This window comes from Brucella ciceri, from assembly GCF_041930145.1.
Taxonomy (GTDB): domain Bacteria; phylum Pseudomonadota; class Alphaproteobacteria; order Rhizobiales; family Rhizobiaceae; genus Brucella; species Brucella intermedia.
The window spans coordinates 354,251-369,938 of record NZ_JBHEEV010000001.1 but is presented as its reverse complement, the minus strand read 5'-3'; the positions used below and the strand labels follow the sequence as shown (position 1 = coordinate 369,938).

The window sequence follows — 15,688 nt, the reverse complement described above, 5'->3', positions numbered from 1 at the left end:
TCAGCCTGCTTTTCGCTCGGCAAGCCAATCCTGCATCTGCAATTTCCAATAGGTCAGCTGGGCAGCTGCGAGACCCGCAGCTCCTCCGGCCCAGACCAGCCCGAATTTCTCGAAAAGCTTGTACCGGTCACTTTGTCCGCAGATGGCTTCGGCGACGACCTTGCCGCCGATGGCGGTCGTATTGAGCCCGTGGCCGCCAAATGCCGTGCAATACCATGTGGCGCGGTCCAGCTTGCCGATCTGTGGCATGAGATGTCTCGCATAGGACATAAGGCCCGACCATGCGAGTTCCGTCTTCAGCGAAGCGAGCTGAGGGTAGGTCCCCTCCATTTCGCTGCGCAGTTCCCGCACGACGCCGGGGGTATCCGCTGCTCTTGTCGTGATGCGTCCGCCCCACAACAGTCTGCGGCCACCGTCGATCACACGGTAATAGTCGCCCGCCCGCCGGTTATCACCGATGGCGGATGTGGTGCGAATTGCCGACGCAATCAGTTCGGGCGCTTCCTCGCTTACCATCACATAGGTTGCGATGGGCAGGTAGGCCCGCTTGATCTGCCCGACGAGACCGTCTGTGTAGCCGCCGGTGGTTATCAGTACGGCGCCTGCTTTGACCTGTCCCTGAGCCGTCTTTACAAGCTTGCCATCACCGTGGTCGAGCAATTGAACGACACGGCTGTGCTCGAATATCCGTCCGCCAAGCCGCTCTATCTCGCGCCCAAGCGCCCGCAGATAATTCAAGGGATGGATATGAAAGGCATTGGGATCAGTGACAGACTGGAAATAGCGCCTGGAATTCAAAATGTTGCGGGTTTCGGCTGTTGTATGGAAATCGAGCTTGTAGCCGTAGTCGCGGTAGAGTTCGTCGGCGTAGTGTTTCAGGCTGTCGCCATCGTCATGGCGACGAACGCTCATGATGCCGGGTGATAGCTGGGCTTCCTCGATATTCAGCGAGGCAATGTTCTGGCGAACGAACTCGACGCCTTCGATCGACATTTCGTGAAGCGTTCTGGCGACATTGCTCCCGGCACGGGCGGCAATCGCATCGCCGCCGGTCGCAAAACCGGGGCTGACAAATCCGCCATTGCGCCCTGATGCGCCAAAGCCAATGCTTTCGGCTTCCAGAACAGCTACTTTCTTGCCGGCGCGCGCCATCTGCAAGGCCGCCGACAATCCGGCAAGTCCGCCGCCAATCACCGCGACATCTGCTGTTATCTCACGCTCCAGCGTCGGACGTGCGAAGTCGTCTGCCTTGGTACGGCTGTAGTAAGTGACGGGATATGTCATCGTAACACCAAAATAGGGGTATCGGATGAGCCACCGCATGGATGGCTCATTTCAATATCGAAGCAAGGGACAGGTCAGTCGGCGCTGTAGTCCTTGCCGTACCACTTTGCGGTGAGTGTCCCGAGAGTGCCGTCGGTCTTCATCTGCTTGATGATTTCGCCAATCTTGGCGGTCCATTCGGGATCGTTCTTTTCGGCGATAACGACGAGCGGCTCACGGAAGGCATAGTCGCCTTCGAGGATTTTTACGGGATAGCCGTTCTTGATGGCGTTCTGGGCCGTCTGCTCCGGTGCGACGATCGCATCGATACGAACGCCATCTCCCAGTCTCAGGTCGTCGAACGGCAGCATGGAATCTGCGAAGGTGCGAATTTCACCGGGTTCGAGCTTGTATTCGATGGGGGGAAGGCCGGGGGCGTCGATCTCCAGCTGGTGACGCGCATAATCTTCCGACGTGGTGGCTGTCTCGACGCCGATAACCTTGCCTTTGAGGTCAGCGACCGATTTCGCTTCGCTGTCCTTGTGTACGACATAGACATATGGGCTGTAATAATAAATACCGGCAAAATCGATGACATTGGCGCGCGCCTTGGTCGGCGTGACCGATCCGACGCCTACGTCATAGCGTCCCTGCCAGCGTCCGCCGGTCAAGGTTGCCCAGTCCGGTGTCTCGAAGGATACGGCGACGCCCAGACGCTTGCCGATCTCATTGGCAACGTCAACGTCGAATCCCACGAGCTGGTTGGAATCGTCCAGAAAGCTTTGCGGAGGCCAGCCTGCATTGGTTGCGACAACCATGGCCTTCTTTTCCATGACGCGATCCAGCGTCTCTCCCGCATGAGCCGCGAACCCCGTTGCCAGAATAGCGCCTGCGATACCCATTATTGTTATGATTTTTCTCATCTTATCGACCCCTCCACTGGTCTGACGCACGAGCATTGCATAAACACGCAAGCGTCGGCTAGGCCGCTCGCGGAAACGAATTATGAAATTAGCGTATGATTATATGCTTATCGTGCAGGATTCCGCTGAGGGAGCGCGAATTCGGGGCCGTTCATGTCCCGCGGCCCCGATAAGGCGAGTTACGCCGTGTGTCGGCGGCTACTGATTGCGTACCGCCATAGCCGTGACTTCGACCCGCATCTCCGGCGTGGCCAGTCCCGCCACGCCGACAGCGCAGCGAACCGGAAAAGGTTTCTTGAAGAAGCGCAGGTAAACCTCGTTAAAGGCAGGACGTTCGTTGATATCGGTCAGGTAGATCGTCAAATGAATGACGTTTGCCAGGCTGCTGCCTGCCTTTTCCAGTGAGATCCTGAGACTGTTGAGCGTGCATTCGCTCTGAGCGGTTATATCGCCGGTTTCCATTGTGCCATCTGCCCGGATGGGAATATGCGTGGTTACCAGCAAGTTGCCGATGCCTGCGACATCGGAGGAAATCTCGCTCTCGTCCGTGTCTTCAAGGAAATAGGGCGTCGTGCTGTTTGTCATGGTCATTCTCCAAGAGTCTCAAAAGTGTGAAGCGTTGTCGGACAGGTTGCCTGTTAAAACAAGCCGCATCGTGATGGACAAACGGCTCGATAGCTGTTCTGGCACGCCTGACCGCTGATAGGTGGAAACGTGGTAGCAATAATGTGTACCGACCGGGGCGGGCAACCTATTGCGGTGGTGATCGGGCAGGTCTAAGAAACAGGGTTGGGAGCGAGGAGGCTTCCACTCAACGACGACCGTTCCGGTCTGAAGGCAATCCATGACAGAAAAACATTCTCATCGCGGGCTCGTTGTTGCCGCGATCATGGCAAGCATGGCCATGATTGCAGTCGAGGCTACAATCGTATCGACCGCAATGCCGCAGATCGCTGCGCAATTGGGTCAGCTCAATCTCTATTCCTGGGTTTTCTCATCGTTCCTCTTGACCCAGACCGCGACGACCGTCGTGTTTGGAAAACTGGCCGATATATACGGTCGCAAGCCAGTGCTCATTTTCGGCATTGCCCTGTTCCTGATCGCGTCGATACTGGCGGGCTTTGCATGGTCGATGCCTTCCATGATTGTCTTCCGGCTATTGCAGGGCATTGGGGCAGGGGCGATCCAGCCCGCATCCATGACTGTTGTCGCCGACCTTTTTCCGGGCGCACAGCGCAGCAAGGTTCAGGGATACCTCGCCAGCGTGTGGGCGCTGTCAGCCGTTGTCGGCCCGCTCCTGGGCAGCCTGATCATTCACAATCTCAGCTGGGCGTGGGTGTTCTGGATAAACGTGCCGGTCGGTATGCTGGCGGCGTCGGGCTTTCTCCTCTTCCTGCATGAAGAAAAACGCTCCAAACCCGTATCGGTCGATGTGCTTGGCGCAGCGCTTTTTGCCGTCTCGATTTCATCCCTGATGATTGCGCTTACCCTCATGGAAAGCGCCGTCTCGCCGGAAGCGATTCTGGCATTGGTTCTCTTCGGCTTGTCGTTGGTTGCCTTCATCTGGCAGGAACGGCGCGCAAAGGAACCCATGGTCGCGCCCGGCTTGTGGCTGAAGCGCCCGATAGCATTTTCCAATCTGGCGGTTTTCCTTGCCAGCATGTCGATCATGGGACTGACGACGTTTCTGCCGATGTATGTGCAGACGGTTCTCGACCGTTCTCTGGTGGTCGCGGGCTTTGCCCTGACCATGCTGCTGCTGGGCTGGCCTTGCGGGGCGACGATTGCTTCGCGGCAGTTTACGCGGTTCGGATTGCGCCCGATCATGATTGTCGGAAGCATTTGTATTCCGATCGGAACCTCGTTGCTCGTCATGCTTGACCCGTCCAGCTCGGCCACGATGGCGGGCGCCGGTTCGCTGATCATGGGTTTCGGAATGGGCCTGCTCAACATCGGGGCGCTGATCCTGACGCAGGACAGCGTGAACTGGTCCGAACGCGGCAGTGCCACTGCATCGAATGTCTTTTCGCGCAATCTTGGCAGCACGCTCGGAGCGGCCATTCTGGGCGCGGTGCTGACATACGGTCTTGCCAACGCCAATCATGGCCAGGCTATTACGTCAGACCAACTGCGGGATCTCCTGAATGGCGCCGACATGCTCATAGATCAGCAGGAACTTCGACTGGCGCTTCAACACGCGCTGCACACGACTTTCATAGCGATGATGCTTATTGCCGTGTTGATCGTACCAGCTTGTCTCTGTGTGCCGGGGGTTAAACGGACATACGAAGAAAACGTGGTCACGTGACGTTCGCTTTATTCACAGGTCGAGGATTCAGCTGGCGCTTGGCGCTGGCTGAACAGATGACCTTGCAGAAATCGTATGGAAACACGCCTGAAAAAGCAAAAATCCCGGACGAAGCCGGGACTTTGTTGCCTATCTGATCGGAAAACTGGAGCGGGCGAAGGGATTCGAACCCTCGACCCCAACCTTGGCAAGGTTGTGCTCTACCCCTGAGCTACACCCGCTCGCGCCAGTCGTTTCCGTCAGGCAGGCGGTATATGAACTAACGCTTCCGAGATTGCAACAGGGAAATTACATGAAAATGTCTTTTCGACGAAATTGGCTGTGAGCCGTTGGCTAACTATCTGTATTCATGTCGTTATTTTGAGGTGTAGGGCCTGGATTCCGCTGTGATTTCTTCCCCAGACAGGAGGTAAGCGCCTGCTCGGGGGGCTGAACTCTGTAGGATTGGTGCGAGTCAAACCGCTGTGCTTCTGACAAGCAATCCAATTTGTTTTGCGTGGTTTCTAAGCCTCTATCCATGGTCTATAAGCTGTGGTGTGTCGCCGAAGCGTGAGGAGCGCGGCGACATGTGCAACATATTCAATGCCGAACAGAATGGGGTGGGACCATGCCTTTGTCGCCGAGCGAGCTACACGACTATCTTGATAAACTCGGTATCGAAGTAAAGACTGTTGAACATCCTCCTTTGTTCACGGTTGCCGATTCCCAAAGCCTGCGCGGTGAAATTCCGGGCGGTCACACGAAGAATCTCTTCCTGAAAGACAAGAAGGACAATTTCTTTCTCGTGACGGTCGAGGAGGACGCGGTGGTCGATCTGAAATCGATCCATCAACTGATCGGTGCGGCAAGCCGTGTTTCGTTTGGCAAGCCGGAAAAGCTGATGGAATATCTGGGTGTGATTCCCGGTTCGGTCACCGTGTTCGGCGCGGTCAACGATACCGCACACAATGTGCAGGTAATCCTTGATGCCGATCTCATGAAGCATGATGTCATCAACGGGCATCCGCTGACCAACGAAGCCACGACTTCCATCAAGCGCGATGATCTGGTTGCTTTCCTCAAGTCCACGGGACACGAACCGCGCATTCTGGCCGTTTCCGAGCGTGCCAAGGCTGATGCTTAGGTATAGACTGGTGGTCGGAACGGCAGCTTTCCCACGCGGCGATTGGCGATTGAAGTGGGAAACAGAAGCGCTAAGTTACAGCGCAACTGCTGAATCGACCGTCTTGAAATTGGCTTTCGAAGATACGAACTGAATGAACGACGCGGGCTTGCATGCGGAGCGTTGCATCGACCGGAAAATACGAAGGAATTTCTTATGAGCAGCCAAAACAATCCTTATGCTGGCGCGGGTGGCCAGATGACGGCGAATGTCTCTTTCGGCGCGCCGCAGGCCGCTGCTGGAGGAGCGGATCTCGTCAAGGACACCACGACGGCAGGCTTTCAGGCGGATGTAATCGCAGAATCCCGCAAGCAGCCGGTGCTGGTGGATTTCTGGGCGCCATGGTGCGGTCCCTGCAAGCAGTTGACCCCGATCATTGAAAAGGCGGTCCGCGAGGCTGGCGGCGCCGTCAAGCTGGTCAAGATGAATATCGACGACCATCCGGCGATTGCCGGCCAGCTTGGCATTCAATCCATTCCGGCGGTCATCGCTTTCGTCAACGGCCAGCCGGTTGACGGTTTCATGGGGGCTGTGCCTGAATCGAAGGTGAAGGAGTTCATCGCCAAGGTTGGCGGGCCGAGTGACGCTGAAACTGCGATTGCCGAGGCAATCGCGGCGGCGAACGAACTGGTTGAAGCTGGCGATTTCGTTCAGGCGTCTGAGATATTCTCGTCGATCCTTCATGCCGTCCCGGATAATGTCGACGCAGTTGTCGGTCTTGCGACCTGCCTTCTGGAATCCGGCGACGCGGAAAAGGCGCGGGAAATTCTGGCCCAGATTCCTGCAGACAAGCAGAACGCGCCTGCCGTCCGGGCGCTGGAAGCACGTCTTGCACTGGCCGACCAGGTCAAGCTCATCGGTGATCCGATTGAACTCGAAAAGCGAATTCAGGCTGATCCCAATGATTATCAGGCCCGGTTCGATCTTGCGCAGGTGCGTAACGCGCAGGGGCGGCGTGAAGATGCGGCCAATGAGCTGCTTTTCATCATGAAGGCCAGCCGCGAGTGGAACGATGACGGTGCGCGCAAGCAGTTGCTCCAGTTCTTCGAGGCGTGGGGCAATGCCGATCCCGCGACGCTCGGCGCACGGCGCAAGCTGTCGTCGCTTCTGTTTTCCTGACCGCGAGCGGTCGGGAGCATGGCGGACAAATTGCGCTTTGCCCGCCATGCGGATTCCAACTGTTAGGGCGCATGTCGCGTGAGCCCTAAAGGGAGGTTGTAATGCAAGTGGGCAATGCCCGTTACAGGACGGGCGCGGATATTCCTGAGACTGTGCCGGTTTTCCCGTTGAAAGGGGCGCTGCTTCTGCCCGGTGGCCAGCTTCCGCTCAACATTTTCGAACCGCGCTATCTGGCGATGGTCGAGAATGCGCTGGCCGGCAAGCGCATCATCGGCATGATCCAGCCGAAAATCGACGGCGAGGATGATGAGCCGACCGACGAACTGGACGAAAGCCTTCGCCCGCAGTTGAGCAGTGTCGGTTGTCTTGGCCGTATCACCACTTTTGCCGAAACCGGCGATGGCCGCTTGCTGATCACCTTGCAGGGCATCTGCCGTTTTCGCGTGCGCGAGGAGATCAATTGCCGCCAGCCTTATCGGCAGTGCCGGATCATGCCGTTCCTTGCCGACCTGGAGCAGTCGCGGGAGTCATCGGAGATCGACCGTGAAGCCTTGCTGGGTGCGTTCCGGGATTATCTCGAGGCGCACAATCTGGAAGCCGATTGGGATAGCATCGCGCGGGCAAACAACGAGACCCTCGTCAATGCGCTCTCCATCATGTCGCCTTTCGGCCCGGCTGAAAAACAGGCGCTTCTGGAAGCCCCGGATTTGAAGACGCGTGCAGCGACGTTGATCGCCATCACCGAAATGGTGCTGGCCCGAGTGAAGGACGACGATTTCGGATCGCGTTTACAGTAGATTTCAGGAATAGGATCATGGACGACAAGACGGAAACCGGCAATATCGACGTGCGCCTGCTGGAACTTCTCGTATGCCCTATAACCAAAGGGGCGCTTGAATATGACGCGGAACATGGCGAACTGATCTCGCACAAGGCAAAGCTTGCATATCCGGTCCGGGGCGGCATTCCCATCATGCTCCCGTCAGAAGCGCGCAGTTTGACGGAGTGATAGCGGGCCTTTCTGGTGCTGGCCGGAGGCTTGGCGCGCGGAACATGTCTGCTTTTCCCGCTGTTATATAATTTCCACACAAGCCCCTATCTTTTTCATTAGTTTCAGCCACGCGCATTATTGCTTGTCGGACAACGGGGCTCTATAACCCTCGCGGAACTTGATAAAGATGATGGCGGACGGCCTCCTGCTGTTTGTTGTTGTCGTGAATTTGAACGCGATATTCTTGAAAAAAGCGGATCTCCGTTTTGTGGAATATGCGAAATAAAACAGAGGCTTGGCATTATGGCATCCAGAAAACTCCTTCTCCTGCCCGGCGACGGCATCGGCCCAGAGGCGATGGCGGAAGTCCGCAAGATCATCGCTTTCCTCAACTCAGGCCTCAATCTCGGTTTCGAGACGGAAGAAGGTCTGGTTGGCGGTTCCGCCTATGATGCGCATGGCCAGGCGATTTCCGATGCGGATATGGAGAAGGCGCTGGCCGCCGATGCCGTGCTTTTCGGTGCCGTTGGCGGTCCGAAGTGGGACAGCGTGCCTTATGAAGTGCGCCCTGAAGCCGGTCTTCTGCGTCTGCGCAAGGAGATGCAGCTTTATGCAAATCTTCGCCCGGCCATCTGCTATCCGGCACTGGCCCATTCTTCCTCGCTGAAGCCGGAAGTTATCGAAGGTCTCGATATCCTTATCCTGCGCGAGTTGACCGGCGGCGTCTATTTCGGCGAGCCTAAGGAAATCATCGACCTCGGCAACGGCCAGAAGCGCGGCATCGATACGCAGGTCTACGACACCTACGAAATCGAACGCATCGCCGATGTCGCCTTCGAGCTGGCGCGCACGCGCCGCAACAAGGTCACGTCGATGGAAAAGCGCAACGTGATGAAGTCCGGCGTTCTGTGGAATCAGGTCGTCACCGCGCGCCACAAGGAAAAACACGCCGACGTGGAACTGGAGCATATGCTGGCCGATGCTGGCGGCATGCAGCTTGTGCGCTGGCCGAAGCAGTTCGACGTCATCGTTACGGACAACCTGTTCGGCGATATGCTGTCGGACGTGGCCGCGATGCTGACCGGCTCGCTGGGCATGCTGCCGTCGGCTTCGCTCGGTGCGGTCGATTCCAAAACCGGCAAGCGCAAGGCGCTTTACGAGCCGGTTCACGGTTCGGCACCGGATATCGCCGGCAAGGGCGTTGCCAATCCGATTGCGATGATTGCTTCGCTTGCCATGTGCCTGCGTTATTCGTTCAATCTCGTCGACGAAGCGGATCGTCTGGAAGCAGCGATTGCACAGGTTCTCAATGATGGCCTGCGCACTGCCGACATCTGGTCGGAAGGCAAGTCCAAGGTCGGCACCGTCGAAATGGGCGACGCAATCCTCGACAAGTTCTCTAAGCTTTCCGCTGCATAAGCGCGACAGGATCGCTTGATATATGGCCCGTCATGCATTCTGCATGGCGGGCTTTTCTTTTTTGAATAAGTGCCCGATTTGAGGCTGTAAATTCGTGCTTCGCTGCATAAGAATAGCGGCATGTTGTTCACGCTCCCTGATCAAAACAAACTTTACGATGCACTTGTCGCCCGCGATGCCGCTTTTGAGGGCAGGGCCTATGTCGGCGTTATCTCGACCGGAATTTTCTGCCGCCTGACCTGTCCGGCGCGCAAACCGAAACAGGAAAACTGCCGTTTCTTCGCATCGGTTGCCGAATGCATGGCCGATGGATTCAGGCCATGCAAAAGATGCCATCCGTTACAGCCCGCCGCCGAAGCGGAACCGGCCGTCAGGAAGCTTCTCGACGCGCTTGAAGCCGAACCGGAGCGACGCTGGAGCGAAGAGGATGTGGCCCGGCTGGGGCTTGATCCTTCGACCGTCCGTCGCAGTTTCCGCCGCCATTTCGGAATGACGTTTCTCGAAATGGCGCGGCAGGAGCGCCTGCGGCACGGGTTCCAGGCGCTTGCCGATGGCGGGCGTGTGATCGATGCGCAGATCGACGCGGGATTTGAATCTCCCGAAGCTTTCCGCGGCGCCTTTGCGCGTATTCTCGGACTGCCGCCCGGAAAATTGCGCGGCGATGGCTTGCTGCGGGCCGATTGGATCAGGACGCCGCTCGGCACGATGATAGCCATCTGTGACGCGCGAAACCTGCATCTTCTCGAATTCGTCGATCGCAAGGCGCTGCCCGCTGAGCTCAAGAAACTATATGCCACCTGCCGCGGCGATCTGGGGATTGGCCGTTTCGACACGCATGATCTTGTCGAGCGACAGCTGAATGCCTTTTTCGAGGGCAATTCCCCGACGTTCGACCTGCCGCTGGTTCTGCATGGCAGTGCTTTCACGCAGCATGTCTGGCGCGAACTTCAGAATATCCGGGCAGGGGACACGCGTAGCTACAGCGAACTTGCGCAGGCCATGGAAAAGCCGCTTGCGGTGCGCGCGGTGGCGCGGGCCAACGGGGCGAACCAGATTGCCATCATTATCCCCTGCCATCGCGTGATCGGCGCGGACGGATCGCTGACGGGCTACGGTGGCGGTCTGTGGCGCAAGCAGAAGCTGATCGAAATCGAGGCGCAATACCGCCGATAGTGGCACCATACGAACATGAAAACGCCGCCCCGGGAGGGCGGCGTTTCAATTTGTGCGGTTGACGATGGTCAGTCGAGCTTGTGCAGGTCGACGCCCTTGGTTTCCTTGACGAAGATCATGCCGATCACAAAGGTGATGGAGGCGATGATGATCGGATACCAGAGGCCGTAGTAGATATCGCCCTTGGCCGCGCTGAGTGCGAACACGCCAGCCGGAAGCAGACCGCCGAACCAGCCATTGCCGATATGATATGGCAACGACATGCCGGTGTAGCGGATGCGGGTCGGGAACATCTCGACGAGGATCGCGGCAATCGGGCCATACACCATCGTCACATAGATGACGAGGACGGTCAGGATAGCGATTGTCAGAACCCAATTGACCTCTGCGGGGTCGGCAACCATCTTGAATGCGCCGGCGCCCGGGATCGTGAAGACGGCCTGTGGCGTGCTGACACCCAGTCCGTCCGCCTCAGTCTGGGTCAGAAGCTTCTGCTTCACCAGATCGGCAGCCGGAACCATGGCCTTCTCGCCGCCGCGGATCGCTTCGGCATTCAGCTGAAGTTCCGGATTGGCGGCGACAAATGCGTCGAGCTTGCTGTCCGGCACCTTCGCGGGATCGCGAACGAGCGGGAAGCCAGCCTTCTGCAAGGCAAGGTTCACGTCGTGAGACAGAGCCGACTGCTTGGCCGCAGCATCGGCGCCAGCCTGAACGGCGTCGTAAGACGTGATCGTGCTGTCACCGAGCGTGATGGTTGCAGGCGTTCCGGCCGCTGCCGTCTGCACGATCTCATAAGGCACCGAACTCTTGGCGAGGAAGCTTGTCGCGACATCGCAAGACGTGGTGAACTTCGACGTGCCGGTGGCGTTGAACTGGAAGTTGCAATCGCCGGGAGCAGCCGTAACGGTCGCCTTGATCGTCTGTTCGGCCTGGGCCAGAGCCGGGTTTGCGGCATGGGTCAGCGCCTTGAACAGCGGGAAGTAGGTTACGGCGGCCAGAAGCAGGCCCGCCATAATGATTGGCTTGCGACCGATCTTGTCGGACAGCCAGCCAAAGAAGACGAAACCGCCGGTGCCGATCAGGAGTGCGATGGCGACCATGATATTGGCCGACTGGTTTTCGACCTTCAGAACGTTCTGAAGGAAGAACAGGGCGTAGAACTGACCGCAATACCAGACGACGGCCTGACCGGCGGTGAGGCCGAAAAGGGCGATGAGCGCGATCTTTGCATTCTTCCACTGGCCGAAAGCTTCAGAAAGCGGTGCCTTCGAAGTCTTGCCTTCTTCCTTCATGCGCTTGAATGCGGGCGACTCGCTCATCTGCATGCGAATCCAGACGGAAATGCCAAGCAGGAGGATCGAGACGAGGAACGGAATGCGCCAGCCCCAGGCGGCGAAGGCTTCCTTGCTCATCATGGTCTGGATGCCCAGAATGACCAGCAGCGACAGGAACAGGCCAAGCGTTGCCGTGGTCTGGATCCATGACGTGAAGAAACCACGGCGATTGTTCGGAGCATGTTCCGCAACATAGGTTGCCGCACCGCCATATTCACCGCCGAGTGCGAGACCCTGCAGCATGCGAAGGACGATCAGGATGATCGGTGCGAAAATGCCAAGCGTGGCCGAGCCGGGCAGGATACCCACGAGAAACGTGGACGCGCCCATGATGACGATGGTCACAAGGAATGTGTATTTACGCCCGACGAGATCGCCGATGCGTCCGAAAACAAGGGCGCCGAAGGGGCGCACGAGGAAGCCTGCCGCGAAGGCGAGCAGAACGAAGATGTTTCGGGTTGCTTCCGGATATTCGTTGAAGAATGCCGCGCCGATGAAGGCTGCAAGCGTTCCATAGAGATAGAAATCGTACCATTCGAAGACGGTACCAAGCGATGACGCAAAAATTACCTTGCGTTCTTCGCTCGTCATTTTCTGCGTGCCGACCTCGGCACTTGACGAGACTGCCATTAATCTGTCCTCCCAAACAGAGCCCTGCGGGCAAATGTAGGGCGATACTTCTTCACCGGGTAAATGAAGTTCGCCTGGTGCGCCGGGACAATTCCTCTCAACTGTCCGGGCGCTCTCCTCACACTTGCATGATGAACCGAAAAAGGGGATTCGTGCAGTAGTCTTTAGTATGAGACAGAACTGACGGCTTGAAATACTGAAGGGAAGCAATAAAGCGCCAAAAAATGCGCTCCTTGCGGGGATGGAGAATTGACTCCATCTATAAACCGCGTAAAAGCAGTGGCGAACGAAGGAGAACCCGCGTGGATCGCGTCAACGTAGCGTCAGTTTCGCTTGGAACTGCCGGCATTCTTGCCGGGGCAGCGCGCATGCCTTCGATTTCCAAAACACTCACGGCCATTACCAAAACGACCACGAAAACGGTCTGATTCCCTTGGCCTGCTCGCCCTCTCCCCGGGTCTGGCCCGGGGGCGGAAGTCCCGCGTGGCCTGCGGGGTTCCGAATCTGGAAGCGGAGAGGGACAGGAGACGAAAAATGGGTTTCAAGGTTGCAGTTGTCGGCGCCACCGGAAATGTCGGGCGCGAAATGCTCAATATCCTCGAGGAACGCGGCTTTCCGGCTGACGAAGTTGTCGCGCTTGCATCGCGCCGCAGCCAGGGTACGGAAGTGTCCTATGGTGACCGGACGCTGAAGGTCAAGGCGCTCGACACGTATGATTTCTCCGATACGGACATCTGCCTGATGTCTGCCGGCGGCGAGATTTCCAAGGAATGGTCGCCGAAGATCGGCAAGCAGGGCTGTGTCGTCATCGATAATTCCTCGGCCTGGCGTTATGACGCCGAAGTGCCGCTGATCGTGCCGGAAGTGAACCCGGACGCAATCGAAGGCTTCCGCAAGAAGAACATCATTGCCAATCCGAACTGCTCGACCGCCCAGCTCGTCGTGGCCTTGAAGCCGCTGCACGATGTCGCCAAGATCAGGCGCGTTGTCGTGTCGACCTATCAGTCGGTTTCGGGTGCGGGCAAGGAAGGCATGGATGAGCTTTTTGAACAGTCACGCGCTGTTTTCGTAGCCGATCCGGTCACGGCCAAGAAGTTCACCAAGCGCATCGCGTTCAACGTGATCCCGCATATCGATGTCTTCATGGAAGACGGCTACACCAAGGAAGAATGGAAGATGGTGGCCGAAACCAAGAAGATGCTCGATCCGAAGATCAAGCTGACGGCAACCGCTGTCCGCGTTCCGGTCTTCATCGGCCACTCCGAGGCGGTCAATATCGAGTTCGAAAACCCGATCACGCCGGAAGAAGCGCGCGAAATCCTGCGCGAAGCCCCGGGCTGCCAGGTTGTCGACAAGCACGAGAATGGCGGCTACATCACGCCTTATGAATCCGCTGGCGAAGACGCGACCTATATCAGCCGCATCCGCGAGGATATCACCGTCGAAAACGGTCTTGCCATGTGGGTGGTCTCGGACAATCTGCGCAAGGGCGCTGCTCTCAACACGATCCAGATTGCTGAACTGCTGGTCGCGCGCGGCCTCATCAAGCCGAAGGCGCTTGCGGTCTGATCTGCTTTCTCAGCACTGAGATTGAAAAGCGCCGGGAAACCGGCGCTTTTTGTTTGATGCGGGTGGCGGTCCCTTAAGCTTCGGGATAAGAATTGATCGGGATGAGGGCGATATGAGTTTGATACACAACGAACGAACCAAGTTGCTGGCGAACAATCTTGATCGCCTTTCCACGGCGTTTCTCGCTGTCGGGGTTCTGGGCAACACCTTTAATTTCACGCCGGGGAGCGGCCTGGTCGTCTCTTTTCTCGGCGTCACAGCTTGGATTTTGCCGGCGATCGTATTACATCTTATGGCAAGACGCGTTTTAGGGAGATTGAAGCCATGACTTCGGGGGTCTTCTTTTGGTACATTTTCCCGCTGATCGTAGCGGCCGCCGGTCTTGGCTGGCTTTGGTACGACAAGCGTTTCAACAACCATTATCGCTGATCTGCGTAGCCTTATCAGAAGTCCAAGCGCCGGTTTTCCGGCGCTTTTTGTTAGCGGTTGAGGCTGTTGGCGAGATTGCCGCGTATACCGAGCAAGCGTGCGCGCAGATCCTGCAACTCATCGACAGGCTGACCCAGTGCGCAGAACACCTGCTCCGGGATGTTCTCGGCCTGCTTGCGCAATTCCCGGCCTTCGTCGGTCAATGTGATGCGCACCTGCCGCTCGTCCCGCGCATCGCGTCGCCGCGCAATGCGTCCGGCTGCTTCGAGGCGTTTCAGCAGCGGCGTCAGCGTGCCTGAGTCCAGATTGAGTTGTGCGCCGATCTCCGAGACTGTCCGATCGTCCTGTTCCCACAGCACGATCATCACCAGAAACTGCGAATAGGTGAGGTCGAGTTTGTTGAGGATCGGCTGATAGGCGCGCGTCAACGCATTTGCGGTCGAATAGATCGCAAAGCAGACCATGTTGGAAAGGTCGAGATTCGAATCCTGATCGTCGCGCTTCATTCAGACAACTCCTTGGTCGATATATACAGCATACGCAATTGGATTGTGCATCATATAATCGTGATATTATATTTTGCAAAATTAGATTGCGCGCAATTTAAAAATCTGCGAGTTTGGCTGCGAAGACAAACCAAAGGAGAAACCCAGATGTCAATTCTGTACACCACCCAGTCCACAGCAACCGGCGGCCGCACGGGAAGCGCCAAAACCGCTGACGGACGGCTGAGCGTCGTTCTCGATACGCCGAAGGAACTGGGCGGCTCGGGCGGCGAGGGCACCAATCCCGAGCAGCTTTTCGCTTCCGGTTATGCGGCCTGCTTCCTCGGTGCGTTGAAGTTCGTTGCCGCAAAGGAAAAAGTTGCCATTGCAGCCGACAGCACCGTGACCGCGACGGTCGGTATCGGTCCGCGTGAGGACGGCACCGGCTTTGGCCTTGATGTCGCACTGCAAGTGGCATTGCCGGGCGTGGACAAGGCGAAGGCCGAAGAACTGGTTCAGGCAGCGCACATCGTCTGCCCCTACTCGCATGCAACGCGCGGCAATATCGATGTTCGCCTGAGCGTGGCGTAACAGGAAATGGAAAAGGCGCCCGGTGAGGGCGCCTTTTTTATGATACTTTCCGGATTTCAGCAGGAAGCCATGTCGATGAGTATAAAACCGGATAGCTCGACTTGTGACAGAATGGAAACGCGCTACCTTATAAATCCGGCAATTGACTCTTCATATCGCAGGCTTGCGGATCGCTTTGCCGCCGACCTTTCAGATGAACGAGACATCTTGCTCAGCCGATGCGCTGCGCTCATGGCGATCAAATTCCTGGAGGAAGATGGCGCGTTTTAAGCCGCTCCAAAAAAAATCGGCA

General features: G+C 57.3%; 17 protein-coding genes and 1 tRNA gene. 12 read left to right on the top strand and 6 right to left on the bottom strand.

The features are described from left to right. The 3 genes from JNC63_RS01640 to JNC63_RS01630 form a co-directional block, all read right to left on the bottom strand. Complete coding sequence (locus JNC63_RS01640) at positions 1–1,284, bottom strand: NAD(P)/FAD-dependent oxidoreductase (RefSeq protein WP_025092070.1); 1,284 nt, start codon at positions 1,282–1,284, stop codon at positions 1–3. A gap of 74 nt (positions 1,285–1,358) precedes the next feature. After that, positions 1,359–2,186 carry a transporter substrate-binding domain-containing protein gene (locus JNC63_RS01635; protein ID WP_025092069.1) on the bottom strand — a complete coding sequence of 276 codons (828 nt, stop codon included), beginning with the start codon at positions 2,184–2,186 and terminating at the stop codon, positions 1,359–1,361. Between the two features lie 198 nt (positions 2,187–2,384). Continuing rightward, entirely contained in the window at positions 2,385–2,771 is a 387-nt protein-coding gene (locus JNC63_RS01630; protein ID WP_021588137.1) for a RidA family protein, read from the bottom strand. A gap of 259 nt (positions 2,772–3,030) precedes the next feature. Here JNC63_RS01630 and JNC63_RS01625 point away from each other — a divergent pair, with 259 nt between their 5' ends. Next, positions 3,031–4,494 (top strand): MDR family MFS transporter, encoded by a 1,464-nt coding sequence (locus JNC63_RS01625; protein WP_374846105.1) that lies wholly within the window; start codon positions 3,031–3,033, stop codon positions 4,492–4,494. A 146-nt stretch (positions 4,495–4,640) separates the two neighbouring features. Here JNC63_RS01625 and JNC63_RS01620 read toward each other — a convergent pair. Next, a tRNA-Gly gene (locus tag JNC63_RS01620) sits at positions 4,641–4,715 on the bottom strand. Positions 4,716–5,101: 386 nt separating this feature from the next. On the opposite strand from JNC63_RS01620, the gene JNC63_RS01615 reads away from it, so the two are divergent. From JNC63_RS01615 to JNC63_RS01590, 6 genes are all read left to right on the top strand, one after another. Further along, positions 5,102–5,617, top strand: coding sequence for a prolyl-tRNA synthetase associated domain-containing protein (locus JNC63_RS01615; RefSeq protein ID WP_021588135.1), 516 nt, complete (start codon positions 5,102–5,104; stop codon positions 5,615–5,617). Positions 5,618–5,812: 195 nt separating this feature from the next. After that, on the top strand, positions 5,813–6,775 hold the full coding sequence (gene trxA, locus JNC63_RS01610) for a thioredoxin (RefSeq protein WP_021588134.1): 963 nt from the start codon (positions 5,813–5,815) through the stop codon (positions 6,773–6,775). 101 nt (positions 6,776–6,876) lie between these two features. After that, a complete protein-coding gene (locus tag JNC63_RS01605) occupies positions 6,877–7,572 on the top strand; it encodes an LON peptidase substrate-binding domain-containing protein (RefSeq protein ID WP_006468552.1) in 696 nt (231 codons plus the stop codon). A gap of 17 nt (positions 7,573–7,589) precedes the next feature. Next, positions 7,590–7,784 (top strand): Trm112 family protein, encoded by a 195-nt coding sequence (locus tag JNC63_RS01600; RefSeq protein WP_006468553.1) that lies wholly within the window; start codon positions 7,590–7,592, stop codon positions 7,782–7,784. A 285-nt stretch (positions 7,785–8,069) separates the two neighbouring features. Continuing rightward, entirely contained in the window at positions 8,070–9,185 is a 1,116-nt protein-coding gene (leuB, locus tag JNC63_RS01595) for a 3-isopropylmalate dehydrogenase (RefSeq protein WP_021588132.1), read from the top strand. 120 nt (positions 9,186–9,305) lie between these two features. Then, entirely contained in the window at positions 9,306–10,358 is a 1,053-nt protein-coding gene (locus tag JNC63_RS01590; RefSeq protein ID WP_021588131.1) for a bifunctional transcriptional activator/DNA repair enzyme AdaA, read from the top strand. 68 nt (positions 10,359–10,426) lie between these two features. On the opposite strand, the gene JNC63_RS01585 is transcribed toward JNC63_RS01590, so the two are convergent. Then, a complete protein-coding gene (locus tag JNC63_RS01585; RefSeq protein ID WP_021588130.1) occupies positions 10,427–12,322 on the bottom strand; it encodes an MFS transporter in 1,896 nt (631 codons plus the stop codon). A gap of 302 nt (positions 12,323–12,624) precedes the next feature. Here JNC63_RS01585 and JNC63_RS01580 point away from each other — a divergent pair, with 302 nt between their 5' ends. The 3 genes from JNC63_RS01580 (at position 12,625) to JNC63_RS01570 (ending at position 14,219) form a co-directional block, all read left to right on the top strand. Continuing rightward, a complete protein-coding gene (locus tag JNC63_RS01580; protein WP_006472225.1) occupies positions 12,625–12,750 on the top strand; it encodes a hypothetical protein in 126 nt (41 codons plus the stop codon). 106 nt (positions 12,751–12,856) lie between these two features. Then, positions 12,857–13,891 (top strand): aspartate-semialdehyde dehydrogenase, encoded by a 1,035-nt coding sequence (locus tag JNC63_RS01575; protein ID WP_021588129.1) that lies wholly within the window; start codon positions 12,857–12,859, stop codon positions 13,889–13,891. 112 nt (positions 13,892–14,003) lie between these two features. Further along, positions 14,004–14,219 carry a hypothetical protein gene (locus JNC63_RS01570; protein ID WP_230349924.1) on the top strand — a complete coding sequence of 72 codons (216 nt, stop codon included), beginning with the start codon at positions 14,004–14,006 and terminating at the stop codon, positions 14,217–14,219. A 151-nt stretch (positions 14,220–14,370) separates the two neighbouring features. Here the strand turns inward: JNC63_RS01570 and ohrR are convergent, their stop codons facing one another. Beyond that, on the bottom strand, positions 14,371–14,826 hold the full coding sequence (gene ohrR, locus JNC63_RS01565) for a transcriptional regulator OhrR (RefSeq protein ID WP_021588127.1): 456 nt from the start codon (positions 14,824–14,826) through the stop codon (positions 14,371–14,373). A gap of 147 nt (positions 14,827–14,973) precedes the next feature. Between ohrR and JNC63_RS01560 the strand changes: the two genes are divergently transcribed. Continuing rightward, a complete protein-coding gene (locus JNC63_RS01560) occupies positions 14,974–15,396 on the top strand; it encodes an organic hydroperoxide resistance protein (protein WP_075041559.1) in 423 nt (140 codons plus the stop codon). A 6-nt stretch (positions 15,397–15,402) separates the two neighbouring features. After that, on the top strand, positions 15,403–15,666 hold the full coding sequence (locus tag JNC63_RS01555; protein ID WP_075041558.1) for a hypothetical protein: 264 nt from the start codon (positions 15,403–15,405) through the stop codon (positions 15,664–15,666). Positions 15,667–15,688: the final 22 nt, after the last annotated feature.